This window comes from Polaromonas sp. P1_F2, from assembly GCF_056405735.1.
Genome location: NZ_JBFUBN010000011.1, coordinates 152,059 through 165,102 on the forward strand (window position 1 = coordinate 152,059; position 13,044 = coordinate 165,102).

The following is a 13,044-nucleotide window of genomic DNA, read 5'->3' on the forward strand; positions in this document are numbered from 1 at the left end:
TGCGCCCTCATGAGTCGTCCGCGCCAATACCCCCAGAGGCGCCGCGTTGACATGGCGCTGTTAAGCTTCACGCCCGCATGCCGACACACACTTTCAAGGAACTGACCCGCCAGCGCGCCTATATGCGCATGTGGTTCGCGCGGATTTTCGGCACCACGGGCAACCAGATGCTGATGGTGGCGGTGGGCTGGCAGATGTACGAGCTGACCGGCAGCGCCTGGGACCTGGGCCTGGTGGGCCTCTACCAGTTCATGCCGGCGCTGCTGCTGACGCTGGTGGCCGGGCATGTGGCCGACCGCGTTCACCGCGGCCGCATCATCGCGGGCTGCCTGGTCACGCAGGCCACGGTGGCGATGATCCTGGTGTCCGCCACGCAGGGCTGGGGCGCCCATCACAGCTGGGTTTCGCGCGAACTGCTGCTCGCGGTGTCGGTGTTGCTGGGCGTGGCCCGCGCCTTCCAGATGCCGGCGCAGCAGGCGCTCACCCCGGTGCTGGTGCCGCCCGCCATGCTGCCGCGTGCCATGGCCTTCAGCTCGGCCGGCATGCAGGCGGCGGTCATTGGCGGGCCGGCCTTGGGCGGCGTGATTTTTGTGGCCGGCGCCACGGCGGTTTACGCCACCTGCGCTTTTCTTTTTGCCACCGGTTGTGTGCTGATCGCGGTGCTGCGCTACGACCATGCACCGCCGCCGCGCGAACCGGTGACCTTGCGCACGCTGCTGGCCGGCGTGGAATTCGTCTGGCAGCGCAAGGCCTTGCTGGGCGCCGTGTCGCTGGACCTGTTTGCCGTGCTGCTGGGCGGCGCCACGGCGCTGCTACCCATGTTCGCCAAAGACATCCTGCACGTCGGGCCCTGGGGCCTGGGCCTGCTGCGCGGCGCGCCGGCCGCGGGTGCCTTGCTGATGTCCGCTTTGCTCACGCGCTGGCCGCTGGAGCGCCGCGTCGGGCCGACCATGCTGTCGGCGGTGGCGCTCTATGGCGTCTGCATGGTGGTGTTCGGCCTGTCGACCAGCTTTGTGTTGTCGCTGCTGGTGCTCGCCGTTTCAGGCGGAGCCGACATGGTCAGCGTGGTGGTGCGCCAGACCCTGGTGCAGATCGAGACGCCCAACGAGATGCGCGGCCGCGTCAGCGCCGTCAACTCGGTGTTCATAGGTGCTTCCAACCAGCTCGGCGAGTTCGAGTCGGGTGCCACTGCTGCGCTGCTGGGACCTGTGGGCTCCGTGGTGGCTGGCGGTGTGGGTACCTTGCTGGTGGCCGCGGCGTGGTTCAGGATGTTCCCGTCGCTGTCGCGGCGCGACAAGATGGTCAGTTAGTAACCCCAGGGTCGCGAGGCTCAGCTGGATTTGAGAGTTCAGTGCCGTACCAGTGGGTGTGCATTTCACCAGCGGGTGCCGCGGAACCGGCTTTGCCGGGCCGCAGGCACCACCCCCTGGAGGGGGAACGGGCTACACGAAGTGAGCCTGGACGGGGGGTTATTTAGCTTTGCGCAGAACCTCGGCAAAGCAGGACTTCATGTCTTCTGCCTGGCAAAGAAGGAATTTCTGTCCGTTGGGCTGAAGCCGGACATAGTTCACCGCCACATGGCCTCGCTTGGCGATGGCTCCCGAGCAATCGGGTTTGCCGTTGGTTTTGGTGATCTTGTCCGTCCACTTGTAGAGGCCTGTCGCGCCTGGCGCCGGCGAGATCGCGAACTCGGATTCGTTGCGCTCTGCGCTCGACACAGACGACTTGGTCCCGTCAGGGCGAATTTCGTATTCCTCAAAGCACTTGAGCTGTGGCAGTTCTATTCGCCAGGTGCCAACAAGCGGATGTTGCTCCGGCAGCTTTGTGCGGGTGAACTCTTGTGACGATGCACCGGACGACAGGGCGATGCCCATCACAAATGCGGCGAGTGAATTGATTTTCATGACGGTTTTTCTGTGACAACTAGAGTTTGGTTTGAGAGGGGCTGGGGCGCTAGCTTTCCGCTGTAGGAGAGCACGGTGCCGAGCAAGGGCAGGTCGACCTCGACCTTGAACTGATACCGCCCATTGTCGATGCCCTTCGACGCGACCGTACGGGGCAGCAGCCAAACGGGGAATGCAATACCCCACAGCCGGCCTCCAATGGGCCGCCAGACCCAGCCTCTGTCGACGATGGAAACCGCCAGCTTGAGGCGAAACAGGCCTGATGATTCCCACCAGTAACCCGACGGATAGCGGCCTGTCGGCGTGAAGGTTGAGGCGAACACGGAGGTCTCATTGAAAGTGCGATCCCAGTGAAGCCCGGCTTCGGTGCTGTAAATGGAGACGCTCATTGAAGCGCTCCCATCGTGAGGCGGAACGCCCAGTTGCCGTGCGAACCGCCGCCCTGCCCAACCCGCCAGCCCCGTGCCCAGGCGAACGTCGACTGTGCCCGAGAGCGTGCCTCCAGACCGATGAAGTTCCTGTAGCAACGGGTGCAGTTGCGTGAATGCATCACCAAACCAGGCTTCGACCACTGCCGGCATGTGTTCTTTCTATTCCTGATGATTGATGTGGGTGGGTCAGGCCTGCGGCCGAGTCGGTTCACTCTGGGCGAGTTCCCGGCCTATGAATCACTGAATGTGCATCTCGTCAAAAAATTGGGGTTTACGCTCGGCCGTGGGTAGCAGCGACTTCTTCTGAAGCACAACCCGCCTTTTGACTGTCTTGCTCTCGATGACATTGCCCGTCAGGTAGTTCGTGCTGGTCGAATGTTCGGGATTGGCCGGGTCGTCCGACGTTGCCGCCCACCACGACTCCGAACCGATCAACCTTATTCGGCCATCGCGCACGGCAAACTGGTAGGTCCAGTTCGAAGACATTGACCGGTCCACGCTGTGGAAGCAATGCACATACAGCGATTTCTTTTGTATCCAGATCTCGCGGCCATGGTGGCAGTGAGAGATAGGCTTGGACACGGAAACAGGCTCAATACCGCCATTGGGTTTTGTGCCGACGATGAGCAGCCGTTGCATGTTTTCATCGGCATTCAAGAGAAGCACATGTTCGTCAACGCCATCACCGTTGAGGTCTCCGGCCTCCGCTCCAACAATTTCAGAAAAAGGGTAAAAGTCGGCAACAAATTGGCGAACGTCCTGTGGGACGGACTTCGCGTTCTCTGCGGGGTTCGAAGCAACCCCGGTGCACGCCAGGGCCGTGACCAGCAGCAGGCAAACGGATGCGGTGTGCATTTGAACTAGGCGCAATGGATATTGCCAGACCTGCGACATCGCCCGGCGGCTGTTGTTAAAAGACTTGCTGTCCATGTCCGGCCTTTGTCAACTTTGTCGGTTCAATAAAACGTTCGCAAGTGATTCTAGGTGTGCAGCCTGCAGACTGCCTCCTCAAAATGGACGGGCGCTGGTATGTCAGCGGCCTCTGTTGCGTTCACATGACGGCCGGCACGCCCGCCTAGCGCCCCGTACTCGCCCGTATCCGGTTCACTTCCAGCGGCGTGATCTCGCTGGCCCGGTTGCCCCAGGACTGCCGGATGTGCGTGAGCACCAGCGCCATGTCGGCGTCATTGAGCACCAGTACAAAAGGCGGCATGCCGAAGGGCCGCGGGTTGCCCGCGGTGGCGGGCGCGTAGCCGCCGTTGAGAACGATCTGCACGAGGTTGACGGCCTGGCTCATGGTCACGGCGCGGTTGCCGGCCAGTGCCGGGTAGGCGTTGGCGATGCCTTCGCCTTTGGCGCCGTGGCATTGCGAGCAGTGTTGCTCATAGAGTTTGGCGGCGCGTTCCACCGACTCACCTCCGGTCCTGATGGCGGCCGGCTCCGGTGGCGCGGTGTGCGAGGCGGGCAGCTCTTTCAGGAACTGCGCCATCGCGCCCAGGTCGGCGTCGCTCAAATACTGGGTGCTGCGCTGCACGACTTCGGCCATGGGACCGGTGACCGAAGCGCGCGGCGAGACGCCGTTCCTCAGCAGGCTCACGATGTGCTGTTTGTCCCAGTCGCCGACGCCCGCCTCATAGGGCGAGGCCAGCGAGGGCGCATACCAGTTCTGCATCGGGATCAGGCCGCCTGCCAGGTCCAGGCCCTGGTCGCTGGCGCCCAGCGCGTTGCGCGCGGTGTGGCAGGCCGCGCAGTGGCCCAGGCCCTTGACCAGGTAGGCGCCGCGGTTCCACTCGGCGCCGCGCGCGGCGTCGGCCTCGTAGACGCCGGGGCTGAAGAAGAGCGCGCGCCACACCGCCAGCGCCGCCTGCGACTGGTAGGGAAAGCGCAGCGCGTGCGGCAGGTTGGGCGCCACCGCGGGGGGCAGGCTGCCCAGGTAGGCGAACAGCGCGTCCGAGTCCTCGCGTGTGACCTGGGTGTAGCTGGTGTAGGGAAAGGCGGGGTACAGCAGCCGGCCGTTCTTGGAGCGGCCGTTGTGCATGGCGCGCCAGAAATGGGCCGACGACCAGGTGCCCAGGCCGGTCTTGTCATCAGGCGTGAGGTTGGAGGTGAAGACCGTGCCGAAGGGCGTGGCGATGCCGCGCCCGCCCGCATAGGCCTGTCCGCCCGGCGCGGTGTGGCAGGTCTGGCAGTTGCCGGCCCGCGCCAGGTAGGCGCCGCGCGCGATCAGGTCGTCGCTGGGCGCGGCGTTGGCCACCGGCGCCTTCACGTCGATCTCGTCGCGCACATTGAGGGCCCAGACCAGCGCGCCGGCGCCGACGGCCAGGACCACCAGGGCCAGCACGGTTTTGAAGAGTTTTTTCATTTTTGCGCCTTTGCGGGAGGCGCAGATGCAGCAGGCGGGGATGCACTGCCGCAGGTAATGACGGTCGCGCCGGGCGGCAATGCCGGCAGGCTGGTAGCCGGCTTGGTGCTGGCGGGCAGGGGTTGCGCGGCCGCCCAGCTGGCCACGGCGTTGATGTCTTCCAGGGTGAGGCGAGCCACCACCTCCTTCATGCAGTCGGGCGCGTGCGCGCGGCGCGTGCCGGCCTTCCAGGCGCCCAGTTGCGCGTTGAGGTAGTCGCGCGGCAGGCCCAGCAGGCCGGGAATGCCGGGCGCCACGCCGGTCATGGCCTGGCCGTGGCATTGCACGCAGGCCGGCAGCCGGCGCGCGGCGTCGCCTTCGAGCACAAGCTGCCGGCCGTGGCGCAGCACCTCGGGCGCGGCGGCGGCGGGCAGGGGGGCCGGGTAGGGCAGCTCCAGCTGCGAGAAATAGGTGGCGATTTCCATCAGGTAGGCGTCGCTGAGCGGTTCAATCAGTTGCGTCATGAGGCCGTAGTGGCGGCGCCCGTCGCGAAAGTTGAGCAACTGGTTGTAGAGATAACCCGCCGGCTTTCCGGCCAGGCGCGGGTAATAGCCGTCGGGCGCGGCGCGGCCCTGCGACCCGTGGCAGGCGGTGCAGGCCATGGCGCGCTGGGCGATGCTGTCTTCAAAGGGAGGTGGCGCCGCCGCCGCGGGGCCGGCCGCCGCCCAGGCCAGGGCGGCGGGCAGCGCCAGCAGGCGTAGGCGGCGTAGGGGGCGCAGCAAAAAGCGTCCAAAACAGGTCTGTTCCATGCGGCCATCATGCCGCACATGAGCGGTCCGCGTAAGCATCAGTTGCCGTCGAAAAAAGCATATCAGATGAAAAACAGCGGAAAATTGCAATATCAGATGGCCCCTTCATGAAACGCTACGAACAACTGGTCGAACTGCTGGCCGCCGACATCCGCGGCGGGCGCCTGGCGCCCGGCACACGCCTGCCGTCGATACGCACGATCACGGCGCAGCACGGCCTGAGCGCCTCCACCGCCTTCAAGGCCTATTACCGGCTGGAAGAAAAAGGCCTGGTACGTGCGCAGCCGCGCTCGGGTTATTACGTCACGGCCTCGGCCATGCAGCAACTGGCGGCGCCGGCGCGCGGCGCGGCCGATGGCAGGGCCGGCAAGGCGGCCCGGGTGGCGCCGCGGCCGGACGTCAGCGAACTGGTGTTCGCCGTGCTGGGTGCGGCGCAGGACCCGGCCATCGTCCCCCTGGGCTCGGCTTTCCCGGCGCCGGCGCTGTTCCCGTTGCAGCGGCTGGGCAAGTCGCTGGCCCGCAGCTCGCGTTCTATCCAGGGGCCGGATACCGTGGCCAGCCTGCCGCGCGGCGACGAGGGCCTGCGCCGGCAGATCGCGCTGCGCTACCTTGGCTTGGGGTTGGCGCAGCCGGCCGACGAACTCATCGTCACGCACGGCGCGCTGGAGGCGCTCAACCTGTGCCTGACGGCCGTGGCCCAGCCCGGCGACCTGGTTGCGGTCGAGTCGCCCGGTTTTTATGCCAGCCTGCAGGCGCTGGAGCGGCTCAAGATGAAGGCACTGGAAATCCCGGTGCACCCGCAGGACGGCCTGGACCTTGCGGCGCTGGCCGACGCGCTGCAGCGCCACCCGGTCAAGGCCTGCTGGTTCATGACGTCTTTCCAGAATCCCACGGGCGCCAGCCTGTCGCTGGAAAAAAAGAAAGCGCTGGTTGCGCTGCTCGCCGCCCGCGACATCCCGCTGATCGAAGACGATGTGTATGCCGAGCTCTACTTCGGCCACCGCGGCTACCTGCCCGCCAAGGCCTTTGACCGCAAGGGCCTGGTGATGCACTGCAGCTCTTTCAGCAAGACGCTGGCGCCCGGCTACCGCGTGGGCTGGGTGTCGCCCGGGCGCTTCGGCCAGCAGATAGAGCGGCTCAGGCTCATGACCACGCTGTCGGCCAGCCTGCCCGCGCAGCTGGCGATCGCCGACTACCTGCAGCACGGCGGCTACGATAAGCATTTGCGCAAGCTGCGGCATGCGATGGAGTCGCAGCTCTCCAGCCTGCTGGCCGCCATTGCCCGCCATTTCCCGCCGGACGTGCGCGTATCGCGTCCCGCGGGCGGTTATTTTGTGTGGGTGGAGTTCGCCGAGGGCTTTGACGCGCTGGCCCTGCACCAGGCGGCGCTGGAGCAGGGCATAGGCGTTGCGCCGGGGCCGGTGTTTTCAGCGCGCCGCAATTTCCGGCACTGCCTGCGGCTCAATTACGGGCATCCGTGGAGCGAGCGTTTTGAGGCAGCGATGCAGACTTTGGGCGCGCTCGCGCACCGGCAAATTCCCTACGCCGCGCGCTGAGCGGCGGCGGGAACAGCCTACCTGTGTCCTACCTGTGCTTGTCCGGCAAGGCGCGCACGCAGGCGACAAAGTGCTCCCAGCTGGCCTCGACTTCCTTGACGCGCACGCCCTTGTCGAGCACCGCGCCGCAGGCGGCTTCGGCGCGCCGCACAACCTTGGTCAGGGCGCTGGCCGGCAGGGGTGGGATCTTTGCGCGCAGGCTGTCGGCCTTGTTGCGCATCTGGGCGATGGCGTCCTTGGCCAGTGTCTTATTGCCGGCGCAGGCGATCATGCCGATCATCTCGGCCATCTCACCGAAGGCCGGGTCCAGGTTCCAGAGCGCCGCCGTGCCCAGCGCCAGTGCCCACATGCGCTTGTTGCGCACCGGTGTAGCGGCCTGGCCGCCATCACTGGCCGGCAGGCCGGCGGGCTGGGATTCGGGGGGGATTGGGTTCTTCATGGACGGCATGTCTTGGCGTCTTGTATAGACAAGGGATGATTTTGCCTGAGTCGGGTTGCGGCCCCGGGCCGCCCGGCCAAAACCCGGTTTCGCGCCAAGGAAACCCTTGACAGCCCACGATGCGAAAAAAAGTGGATCAGCTGCCCTCGGCCCAGTCCGCAATGCGCCGGCAGACCCAGTCGGCGTCGTCGTGCGGCAGGTCGTGACCGGCCCAGGGATGCTCGTGGTGGGTGGCCTGCCAGGCCTGCGCCAGCCGGGCCGAGCAGCGCGGATGCACGAGGTGGTCGGCCGCCGACGAAAGCACAAGAGCCGGGCAGGCGGGCGGCGCGGCCATGGTAAAGGCCGCGGCGGCCTTGAGCTGGCGCCAGGCATTGGCGGCGCTGACGGGCGCGTCCTGGCGGATGCGGGTCCACGCGGCGAGGTCCTGCTCCAGCGAGGTGCTGCGGTTGCAGGTAATGCGGTGGATGACGCGCTCGGCATGGGCCGCATCGCGCCAGCGCGCGGCCACCAGCGCCAGCGGCAGCCAGGTGGTGGGGCGCAGGCGTTCGCTGGCGCGGCCCAGCGGCCGCATGCTGGTGTTGATCAGCACCAGTCCGTCCACCTCCTCCGGATGGCGCAGCGCCCAGTCGGCGGCCACCATGCCGCCCAAGGACATCGCCACCAGGCGATAGGGCGGCGCAAGGTCGCGGGCCCGCAATTGTTCACGCGCGAAGTCCACCATGGCGCGCACCGTGGCCGGCGAGTCTTTACGGCAGAACACGCCGTTGCCCGGCAGGTCCAGCGCCACTACCCGTGTGGCCGCGCTGGCCGAGCCCGGCAAGGCGCGCGCCAGCCGCTCCGCGAAGTCACCCCAATGTCGCGCCTCGCGGGTCAGGCCCCTGAGCAGTACCCAGGTCATATCAGCGCACCCGCCTGGGCCGCCAGTGCGCCGTGGCCAGCTGTGTGAGCAGCGCGCGCCGCTCACCCGAGGGCAGCCAGTTCGGCGCGGCGAAGGCGGCGCGCGTGAGGAAGTCCAGCAGATCCGCATGGCGGCGCAGCACGCGTTTGGTGCGGTGCGCCTTCATGGGGTTGAAGATGCCGTGCCGCGAAAACAGCTGGCGCGGGTTCTTGCGTATCCACAGCCAGGAGCCCAGCTCCAGCGTCATCGGCAGGAACACGTGGCGCGGCGGCGCGTGGTCGTAGGCGTGGTCCCAGAGGTCGCCGTGCAGCAGGTACTGGTTGCTCTGCGGCTCAAAGCTGTAGGCGTGGTGCGGGTGCGACTGTTCCAGCATGGTCCGCAGCGCGAACATCTCGGGCAGGTGCGGCATCAGCCGGCGCGTCTTGGCATAGGGAAACCACAGGCTGTCGTCAAAACCGTAGCCCGAGTGGCAGTCCAGCGCCAGGCTGAAAGGGCGGCTGGCGAGCTGCTCGTGCACCACGCGCAGCAGCGCGGCGCTTTCGGCCTCCATGGGCATGCCCGGCCGGCCGCAGTACCAGGGCAGCGAGGGGCTGATGCTCTGTCCGCCGGCCAGGAAGGGCACATGGCCCTCGGCGCGCTGCGGCGCGTTGCGCATCAGGTCCACGCCCTGCGGGTTGGCGCGCTTGTGCGCCCACATTCCGCCGGGATTGACGATGGGCATGAAGACCAGCCGGATTTTTTCGAGCTGGCGGTGCAGCAGGTCGTCCCACTCGAGGCGAAACAGCAGTGCGCGCAGGTAGTGCAGGATCAGCTGCGTGCCGATGCGCTCCAGCCCGTGGATGCCGCCGAAGAAACCGACGGCGGGCGCCTGCGGGTCGCGCGAGCCTATGCTGGCGGTGTAGAGCGGGAACGAGGGACCGGCGGTGTGCGCCTCGGCCACGACGTCGACTTCAAAGTGGGCGCTGCCCGCCAGCAAAATTGCCTTGAGCTCCTCGAGTTCCGCGAAACTCGCGGCCGCGTCGCGCGCCGGCGTGAGGCTATAGGGGCTGTGAAGGCTGCGGGGACTTTCCACGGCGGCGGTCGGCGGCAGGATTTCCATCCTGACATGCTGGCACAGTTGTTTGACAGCGCGCTACATGGCCGGCGGGTTTTTTGTGTCGAATGTTGGCCGGGGCCTGAAATGCTCAGTTCCCTGTTCGCTGCTCGATCGCGGAGATCACCTGGCGCATGGCCTTGTTGACCGGCTTGTCGCCGCGCATCACGAGCGCCAATGTTCTTTGCAGCCGCGGGTACAGCGGGTGAACGGCGAGTTCGGGATGCTGCCCGGGGCCGGTCACGGCCATGGCCGGCAGGATGCTGCAGCCCAGGCCGGCGGCCACCATTTCCTTGATGGCCTCCACGCTGCCCAGTTCCATCACGGGCCTGGGGGTGTGGCCCGCGTCCCGGAACCACTGGTCGATGATCACGCGGGTATTGGCCGCCGGCTCGAACAGCACAAGTTCGCGCCTCGCCAGGAAAGCCGGCGTGATGCGGGCGGGCAGCCCCGCCTCCCGCCTGGGAATCACCGCCACAAATTCGTCGTTCAGCATCGGTGTGGTGACTAGGGCGCGGCGCTTGACGGGCAGGGTCACCAGCGCCATGTCCATGGTGTTGCCCTCAACCGCCTTGACGAAGTCGGCGGTATTGCCGGTACTGACCAGCACGCTGAGATTGGGAAAGCGCACCCTCAGTGAACGCAGGATGTGCGGCAGCAGGTAAAGGCAGGCCGTGGCGCCGGTTCCCAGCGTCACGCGGCCGGTGACGTCGGCCGAATGCGAGGCCATGGCCGTCAGCACGCCTTCCACCGCCGCGTCCACGTGGCGGATCTGCGCCAGGAGGTCCAGCCCCGCCGGCGTGGGCGAGGCCCGGCGCGCCACGCGCTCGACCAGGCGCACGCCCAGGCGCTGCTCCAGCTGCCGGATCTGCAGGCTGACGGCCGGCTGCGACAGGCCCAGCCTTTCGGCCGCGCCCGAGAAGCTGCCGGTTTCGACGATGAGCGCATAGGTGCGCAGGTGGTCCAGGTTGAGCATGCAAAGAAATTCTAATCAAAACCATAAGTTTCAACATATTTACTTATGAGTGGCCTTGCGCAACCATGGCGGCATGCAACATCTTTCCCAGGCTTTCCCTGCGCCGGTGCCCGCACCCGATGCTGGCGCGCTCTCCATCCACCCTTGCGCCGAGAGCGACATCGAGGCGATACAGGCCATCTATGCCCACTACGTGGCGACCAACCTGGCTACCTTCGAACTGGAGCCGCCCAGCGCGGCCCAGATGCTCTCGCGTCGCGTCGAGATCCTGCGCGGCGGTTATCCCTACCTGGTGGCTCGCCGCGACGGGGTGCTGGCGGGTTATGCCTATGGCAGCGCTTACCGCTCACGGCCGGCCTATCGCCATACGGTGGAAGACTCGATTTATGTCGCGCCCGGCATGCGCCAGGCCGGCGTCGGCAGCGCCTTGCTGCGTGCCTTGATCCACGAGTGCGAGCAGCGCGGCTTCCGTCAGATGGTGGCCGTGGTCGGCAACAGCGCCAACACCGGCTCGCTGCGGGTGCATGAGGTACAGGGCTTTACGCACGTCGGCACGCTGGGCTGCGTCGGCTACAAATTCGGCCAGTGGGTGGACACGGTGCTGATGCAGCGCGTGCTGGGCGAGGGCGCTTCGTCGCCCGGGGACCTGCCGGTGGCGCCGGCCGTTCAGTCGGCCGCCGCGATCACCAGGTCCGACAGCGGGTACGCCACGCAGGGCAGGATGTAGCCCGCCTGCTTTTCCTCGGCGCTCAGGCCAGGCCATTCGATGCGGTAGGCCACCTGGCCGCTGGCCAGCTTGCGGATGCAGGTGCGGCAAGTGCCGTTGCGGCAGGAGCTGTCCATCACCACGCCGGCCAATGACGCCGACTGCAGGATGGGCAGGGACGGCGAGGCGCTGAAATGTGCGCCCTCCGCGTCCAGCCTGACCCTGAACACGGGTGCGGCGGCGGAGCCGCTGGGCTGGGTGTCGTCGTCCATGTCCGTCTTCGCGAGGGTGCCCGCCTTAGCCGCGCGCGCGCTCCAGCAGCAGCACGGTCATCAGGGACAGCAGCAACTGCTGCTCTTCGCGCTCGCTGAAGGGGGCCATCTGTTCGGCGGTGAAGAGTCCCTCAAACAGGGCCGGCCGCTTGGTGAGTTCGGCCACCAGCGTGCCGTCAGGCCGCGTCACCTGGTAGGCGGGATGGAACACATAGCCTGAAAACAGTCCGATCAGGGGAATCTGGCTGAACAGGCCGTCGAGAAAACGCGTCATCACGCTTTTTTCGTTGATGCTGAAATGCGTGACGCCGTTGTCCAGCACGTCAAAACCGGCCCTCCAGATGGACCGCATGCCGCGCCGCTTGATGCCTCCCAGCGCCACGCCCTGCGGATCGGTGAAGTTGTACAGCGCCGAAAAATCGATGATCCGGTCGGCCTTGATCTGGTGCAGCAGCTGGTCCTGCTTCTCGTTGGTGAAAACCGTGATGGCTTCCTTGAGCTTGAAGAGTTTTTGCTTGACATATGCCACCGGCTGGTCATGCGCGTCCTTGACCAGGAACTGCGGCGCAAAGGCCATGAGCTTGAAGGACATTTGCAGGGGAAACTGGAGGCGTTGGGCCATGGTGTGAGCGCGCTTGTAAGGGTTATGGTGCGCCGAATGTACCCGACGCCCGTGTCGCTTCCGGGCGCCGGCCCGCCGTTCGGCGGCTTTGGTGCGAATGTATTGGCGGCAGGGAGGCAATCTGGGCGACAATTCCGCTCCGCCGGATTATTTTCCGACTCCAAGAACAACCCTCCCGATTTTCCATGTCCAGCTATTCCGTCCGACCCGCCACGCCCCGCGATGCCAAAACCATCGCCGAGATCCATGTTGCCACCTGGCAAGCCGCCTACAAAGACCTCATGCCCGAGGACTACCTCGCCAAGATCACTGTTGAAAAGCGCCAGGCCTACTGGCGCGAAGCCATCGAGTTCAGCGAGCCGCAACTGCTGGTCGCCACCGAAGGCGAGCAAATCGTCGGTTTTGTCGGCTTTGACCGCTCCCGCGACGCCGGCACCAAATCCACCGTCGGTGAAATCTGGGCCCTGTACGTGCTGCCCGAACATTGGGGCAAAGGCGCGGGCCTGGCCCTCTGGGATGGTGCGCGCGAAGGCCTGAAGGAAGAGGGCTGCACGCAGGTCACGCTGTGGGTGTTGTTGCGCAATGAGCGTGCGCTTCGGTTTTATGAACAGGCTGCGGGGTTCAAGCGGGAGATGCCCTCGCTCAAGACTGTGGCGTTTGGCAGCGTCAAGCTGGAAGAGATTCGGCTTAAACGATCGGTTGATTAAGGCCGGGTCTTGCTCGCTCTCCTGTTCTCTTTACTGAGGGCGGTTGGCCGGGGATTGCCCGGCGGCAAGTAACTTTCTTTTGCTTCGCCAAAAGAAAGTCACCAAAGAAAAGGCGACCCGCAGTCTGGGTCCCTACGCTTCGCTACGGGCAACCTGCGGTGCTCGACTACGGCGGGGTCTCGCGCAAACTCGCTTCGCTCAGACAAGCGCGATCCCTGATCCGCCTACGTCTGCGCTCCTCGGCCCAGCCAGGACGGGGCAAGCGGGAGCGGGGACAAAACACAAAGAAC

At 66.1% G+C, this 13,044-nt stretch carries 15 protein-coding genes; 4 read left to right on the forward strand and 11 right to left on the reverse strand.

Annotation, left to right across the window (positions count from 1 at the left end; genetic code table 11):
* The first annotated feature begins 77 nt into the window (after positions 1-77).
* The gene (locus tag AC1D0O_RS20210) at positions 78-1,310 is read left to right on the forward strand and encodes an MFS transporter (protein ID WP_477655272.1); all 1,233 of its coding nucleotides are present in this window, start codon (positions 78-80) and stop codon (positions 1,308-1,310) included.
* Between the two features lie 159 nt (positions 1,311-1,469).
* Here AC1D0O_RS20210 and AC1D0O_RS20215 read toward each other — a convergent pair whose 3' ends face one another.
* From AC1D0O_RS20215 to AC1D0O_RS20235, 5 genes are all read right to left on the reverse strand, one after another.
* Positions 1,470-1,904, reverse strand: coding sequence for a hypothetical protein (locus AC1D0O_RS20215; protein ID WP_477655273.1), 435 nt, complete (start codon positions 1,902-1,904; stop codon positions 1,470-1,472).
* On the reverse strand, positions 1,901-2,485 hold the full coding sequence (locus AC1D0O_RS20220; RefSeq protein ID WP_477655274.1) for a DUF4166 domain-containing protein: 585 nt from the start codon (positions 2,483-2,485) through the stop codon (positions 1,901-1,903). Before AC1D0O_RS20220 ends, AC1D0O_RS20215 begins: the two co-directional genes overlap by 4 nt.
* Before the next feature lie 87 nt (positions 2,486-2,572).
* Complete coding sequence (locus AC1D0O_RS20225; protein ID WP_477655275.1) at positions 2,573-3,265, reverse strand: hypothetical protein; 693 nt, start codon at positions 3,263-3,265, stop codon at positions 2,573-2,575.
* Between the two features lie 145 nt (positions 3,266-3,410).
* Entirely contained in the window at positions 3,411-4,697 is a 1,287-nt protein-coding gene (locus AC1D0O_RS20230; protein WP_477655276.1) for a c-type cytochrome, read from the reverse strand.
* Positions 4,694-5,485, reverse strand: a complete 792-nt coding sequence (locus AC1D0O_RS20235) for a c-type cytochrome (protein WP_477655277.1) — start codon at positions 5,483-5,485, stop codon at positions 4,694-4,696. Before AC1D0O_RS20235 ends, AC1D0O_RS20230 begins: the two co-directional genes overlap by 4 nt.
* Positions 5,486-5,592: 107 nt before the next feature.
* Here AC1D0O_RS20235 and AC1D0O_RS20240 point away from each other — a divergent pair, with 107 nt between their 5' ends.
* Entirely contained in the window at positions 5,593-7,041 is a 1,449-nt protein-coding gene (locus tag AC1D0O_RS20240; protein ID WP_477655278.1) for an aminotransferase-like domain-containing protein, read from the forward strand.
* 28 nt (positions 7,042-7,069) lie between these two features.
* Here the strand turns inward: AC1D0O_RS20240 and AC1D0O_RS20245 are convergent, their stop codons facing one another.
* The 4 genes from AC1D0O_RS20245 to AC1D0O_RS20260 form a co-directional block, all read right to left on the reverse strand.
* Complete coding sequence (locus AC1D0O_RS20245) at positions 7,070-7,480, reverse strand: hypothetical protein (protein WP_477655279.1); 411 nt, start codon at positions 7,478-7,480, stop codon at positions 7,070-7,072.
* 136 nt (positions 7,481-7,616) lie between these two features.
* The gene (locus AC1D0O_RS20250) at positions 7,617-8,378 is read right to left on the reverse strand and encodes an alpha/beta fold hydrolase (RefSeq protein WP_477655280.1); all 762 of its coding nucleotides are present in this window, start codon (positions 8,376-8,378) and stop codon (positions 7,617-7,619) included.
* 1 nt (position 8,379) lies between these two features.
* On the reverse strand, positions 8,380-9,477 hold the full coding sequence (locus AC1D0O_RS20255; RefSeq protein WP_477655281.1) for a M14 family zinc carboxypeptidase: 1,098 nt from the start codon (positions 9,475-9,477) through the stop codon (positions 8,380-8,382).
* An 85-nt stretch (positions 9,478-9,562) separates the two neighbouring features.
* Complete coding sequence (locus AC1D0O_RS20260) at positions 9,563-10,447, reverse strand: LysR family transcriptional regulator (RefSeq protein ID WP_477655282.1); 885 nt, start codon at positions 10,445-10,447, stop codon at positions 9,563-9,565.
* Between the two features lie 73 nt (positions 10,448-10,520).
* On the opposite strand from AC1D0O_RS20260, the gene AC1D0O_RS20265 reads away from it, so the two are divergent.
* Complete coding sequence (locus AC1D0O_RS20265) at positions 10,521-11,174, forward strand: N-acetyltransferase family protein (protein ID WP_477655283.1); 654 nt, start codon at positions 10,521-10,523, stop codon at positions 11,172-11,174.
* Here AC1D0O_RS20265 and AC1D0O_RS20270 read toward each other — a convergent pair.
* On the reverse strand, positions 11,114-11,425 hold the full coding sequence (locus AC1D0O_RS20270) for a 2Fe-2S iron-sulfur cluster-binding protein (protein WP_477655284.1): 312 nt from the start codon (positions 11,423-11,425) through the stop codon (positions 11,114-11,116). The two genes, AC1D0O_RS20265 and AC1D0O_RS20270, sit on opposite strands and share 61 nt — an antisense overlap.
* Before the next feature lie 25 nt (positions 11,426-11,450).
* A complete protein-coding gene (locus AC1D0O_RS20275) occupies positions 11,451-12,047 on the reverse strand; it encodes an LURP-one-related family protein (protein ID WP_477655285.1) in 597 nt (198 codons plus the stop codon).
* A gap of 185 nt (positions 12,048-12,232) precedes the next feature.
* Here AC1D0O_RS20275 and AC1D0O_RS20280 point away from each other — a divergent pair, with 185 nt between their 5' ends.
* Positions 12,233-12,754, forward strand: a complete 522-nt coding sequence (locus AC1D0O_RS20280) for an N-acetyltransferase family protein (protein WP_477655286.1) — start codon at positions 12,233-12,235, stop codon at positions 12,752-12,754.
* Positions 12,755-13,044 lie beyond the last annotated feature (290 nt).

What these genes read in the sequence shown, in the direction of transcription:
- AC1D0O_RS20260 (WP_477655282.1), bottom strand. Translation starts at nt 10,447, where the DNA reads ATGCTCAACCTGGACCACCTGCGCACCTATGCGCTCATCGTCGAAACC.
- AC1D0O_RS20270 (WP_477655284.1), bottom strand. Translation starts at nt 11,425, where the DNA reads ATGGACGACGACACCCAGCCCAGCGGCTCCGCCGCCGCACCCGTGTTC.
- AC1D0O_RS20235 (WP_477655277.1), bottom strand. Translation starts at nt 5,485, where the DNA reads ATGGAACAGACCTGTTTTGGACGCTTTTTGCTGCGCCCCCTACGCCGC.
- AC1D0O_RS20255 (WP_477655281.1), bottom strand. Translation starts at nt 9,477, where the DNA reads ATGGAAATCCTGCCGCCGACCGCCGCCGTGGAAAGTCCCCGCAGCCTT.
- AC1D0O_RS20240 (WP_477655278.1), top strand. Translation starts at nt 5,593, where the DNA reads ATGAAACGCTACGAACAACTGGTCGAACTGCTGGCCGCCGACATCCGC.
- AC1D0O_RS20230 (WP_477655276.1), bottom strand. Translation starts at nt 4,697, where the DNA reads ATGAAAAAACTCTTCAAAACCGTGCTGGCCCTGGTGGTCCTGGCCGTC.
- AC1D0O_RS20265 (WP_477655283.1), top strand. Translation starts at nt 10,521, where the DNA reads ATGCAACATCTTTCCCAGGCTTTCCCTGCGCCGGTGCCCGCACCCGAT.
- AC1D0O_RS20220 (WP_477655274.1), bottom strand. Translation starts at nt 2,485, where the DNA reads ATGCCGGCAGTGGTCGAAGCCTGGTTTGGTGATGCATTCACGCAACTG.
- AC1D0O_RS20275 (WP_477655285.1), bottom strand. Translation starts at nt 12,047, where the DNA reads ATGGCCCAACGCCTCCAGTTTCCCCTGCAAATGTCCTTCAAGCTCATG.
- AC1D0O_RS20210 (WP_477655272.1), top strand. Translation starts at nt 78, where the DNA reads ATGCCGACACACACTTTCAAGGAACTGACCCGCCAGCGCGCCTATATG.
- AC1D0O_RS20245 (WP_477655279.1), bottom strand. Translation starts at nt 7,480, where the DNA reads ATGAAGAACCCAATCCCCCCCGAATCCCAGCCCGCCGGCCTGCCGGCC.
- AC1D0O_RS20250 (WP_477655280.1), bottom strand. Translation starts at nt 8,378, where the DNA reads ATGACCTGGGTACTGCTCAGGGGCCTGACCCGCGAGGCGCGACATTGG.
- AC1D0O_RS20225 (WP_477655275.1), bottom strand. Translation starts at nt 3,265, where the DNA reads ATGGACAGCAAGTCTTTTAACAACAGCCGCCGGGCGATGTCGCAGGTC.
- AC1D0O_RS20215 (WP_477655273.1), bottom strand. Translation starts at nt 1,904, where the DNA reads ATGAAAATCAATTCACTCGCCGCATTTGTGATGGGCATCGCCCTGTCG.
- AC1D0O_RS20280 (WP_477655286.1), top strand. Translation starts at nt 12,233, where the DNA reads ATGTCCAGCTATTCCGTCCGACCCGCCACGCCCCGCGATGCCAAAACC.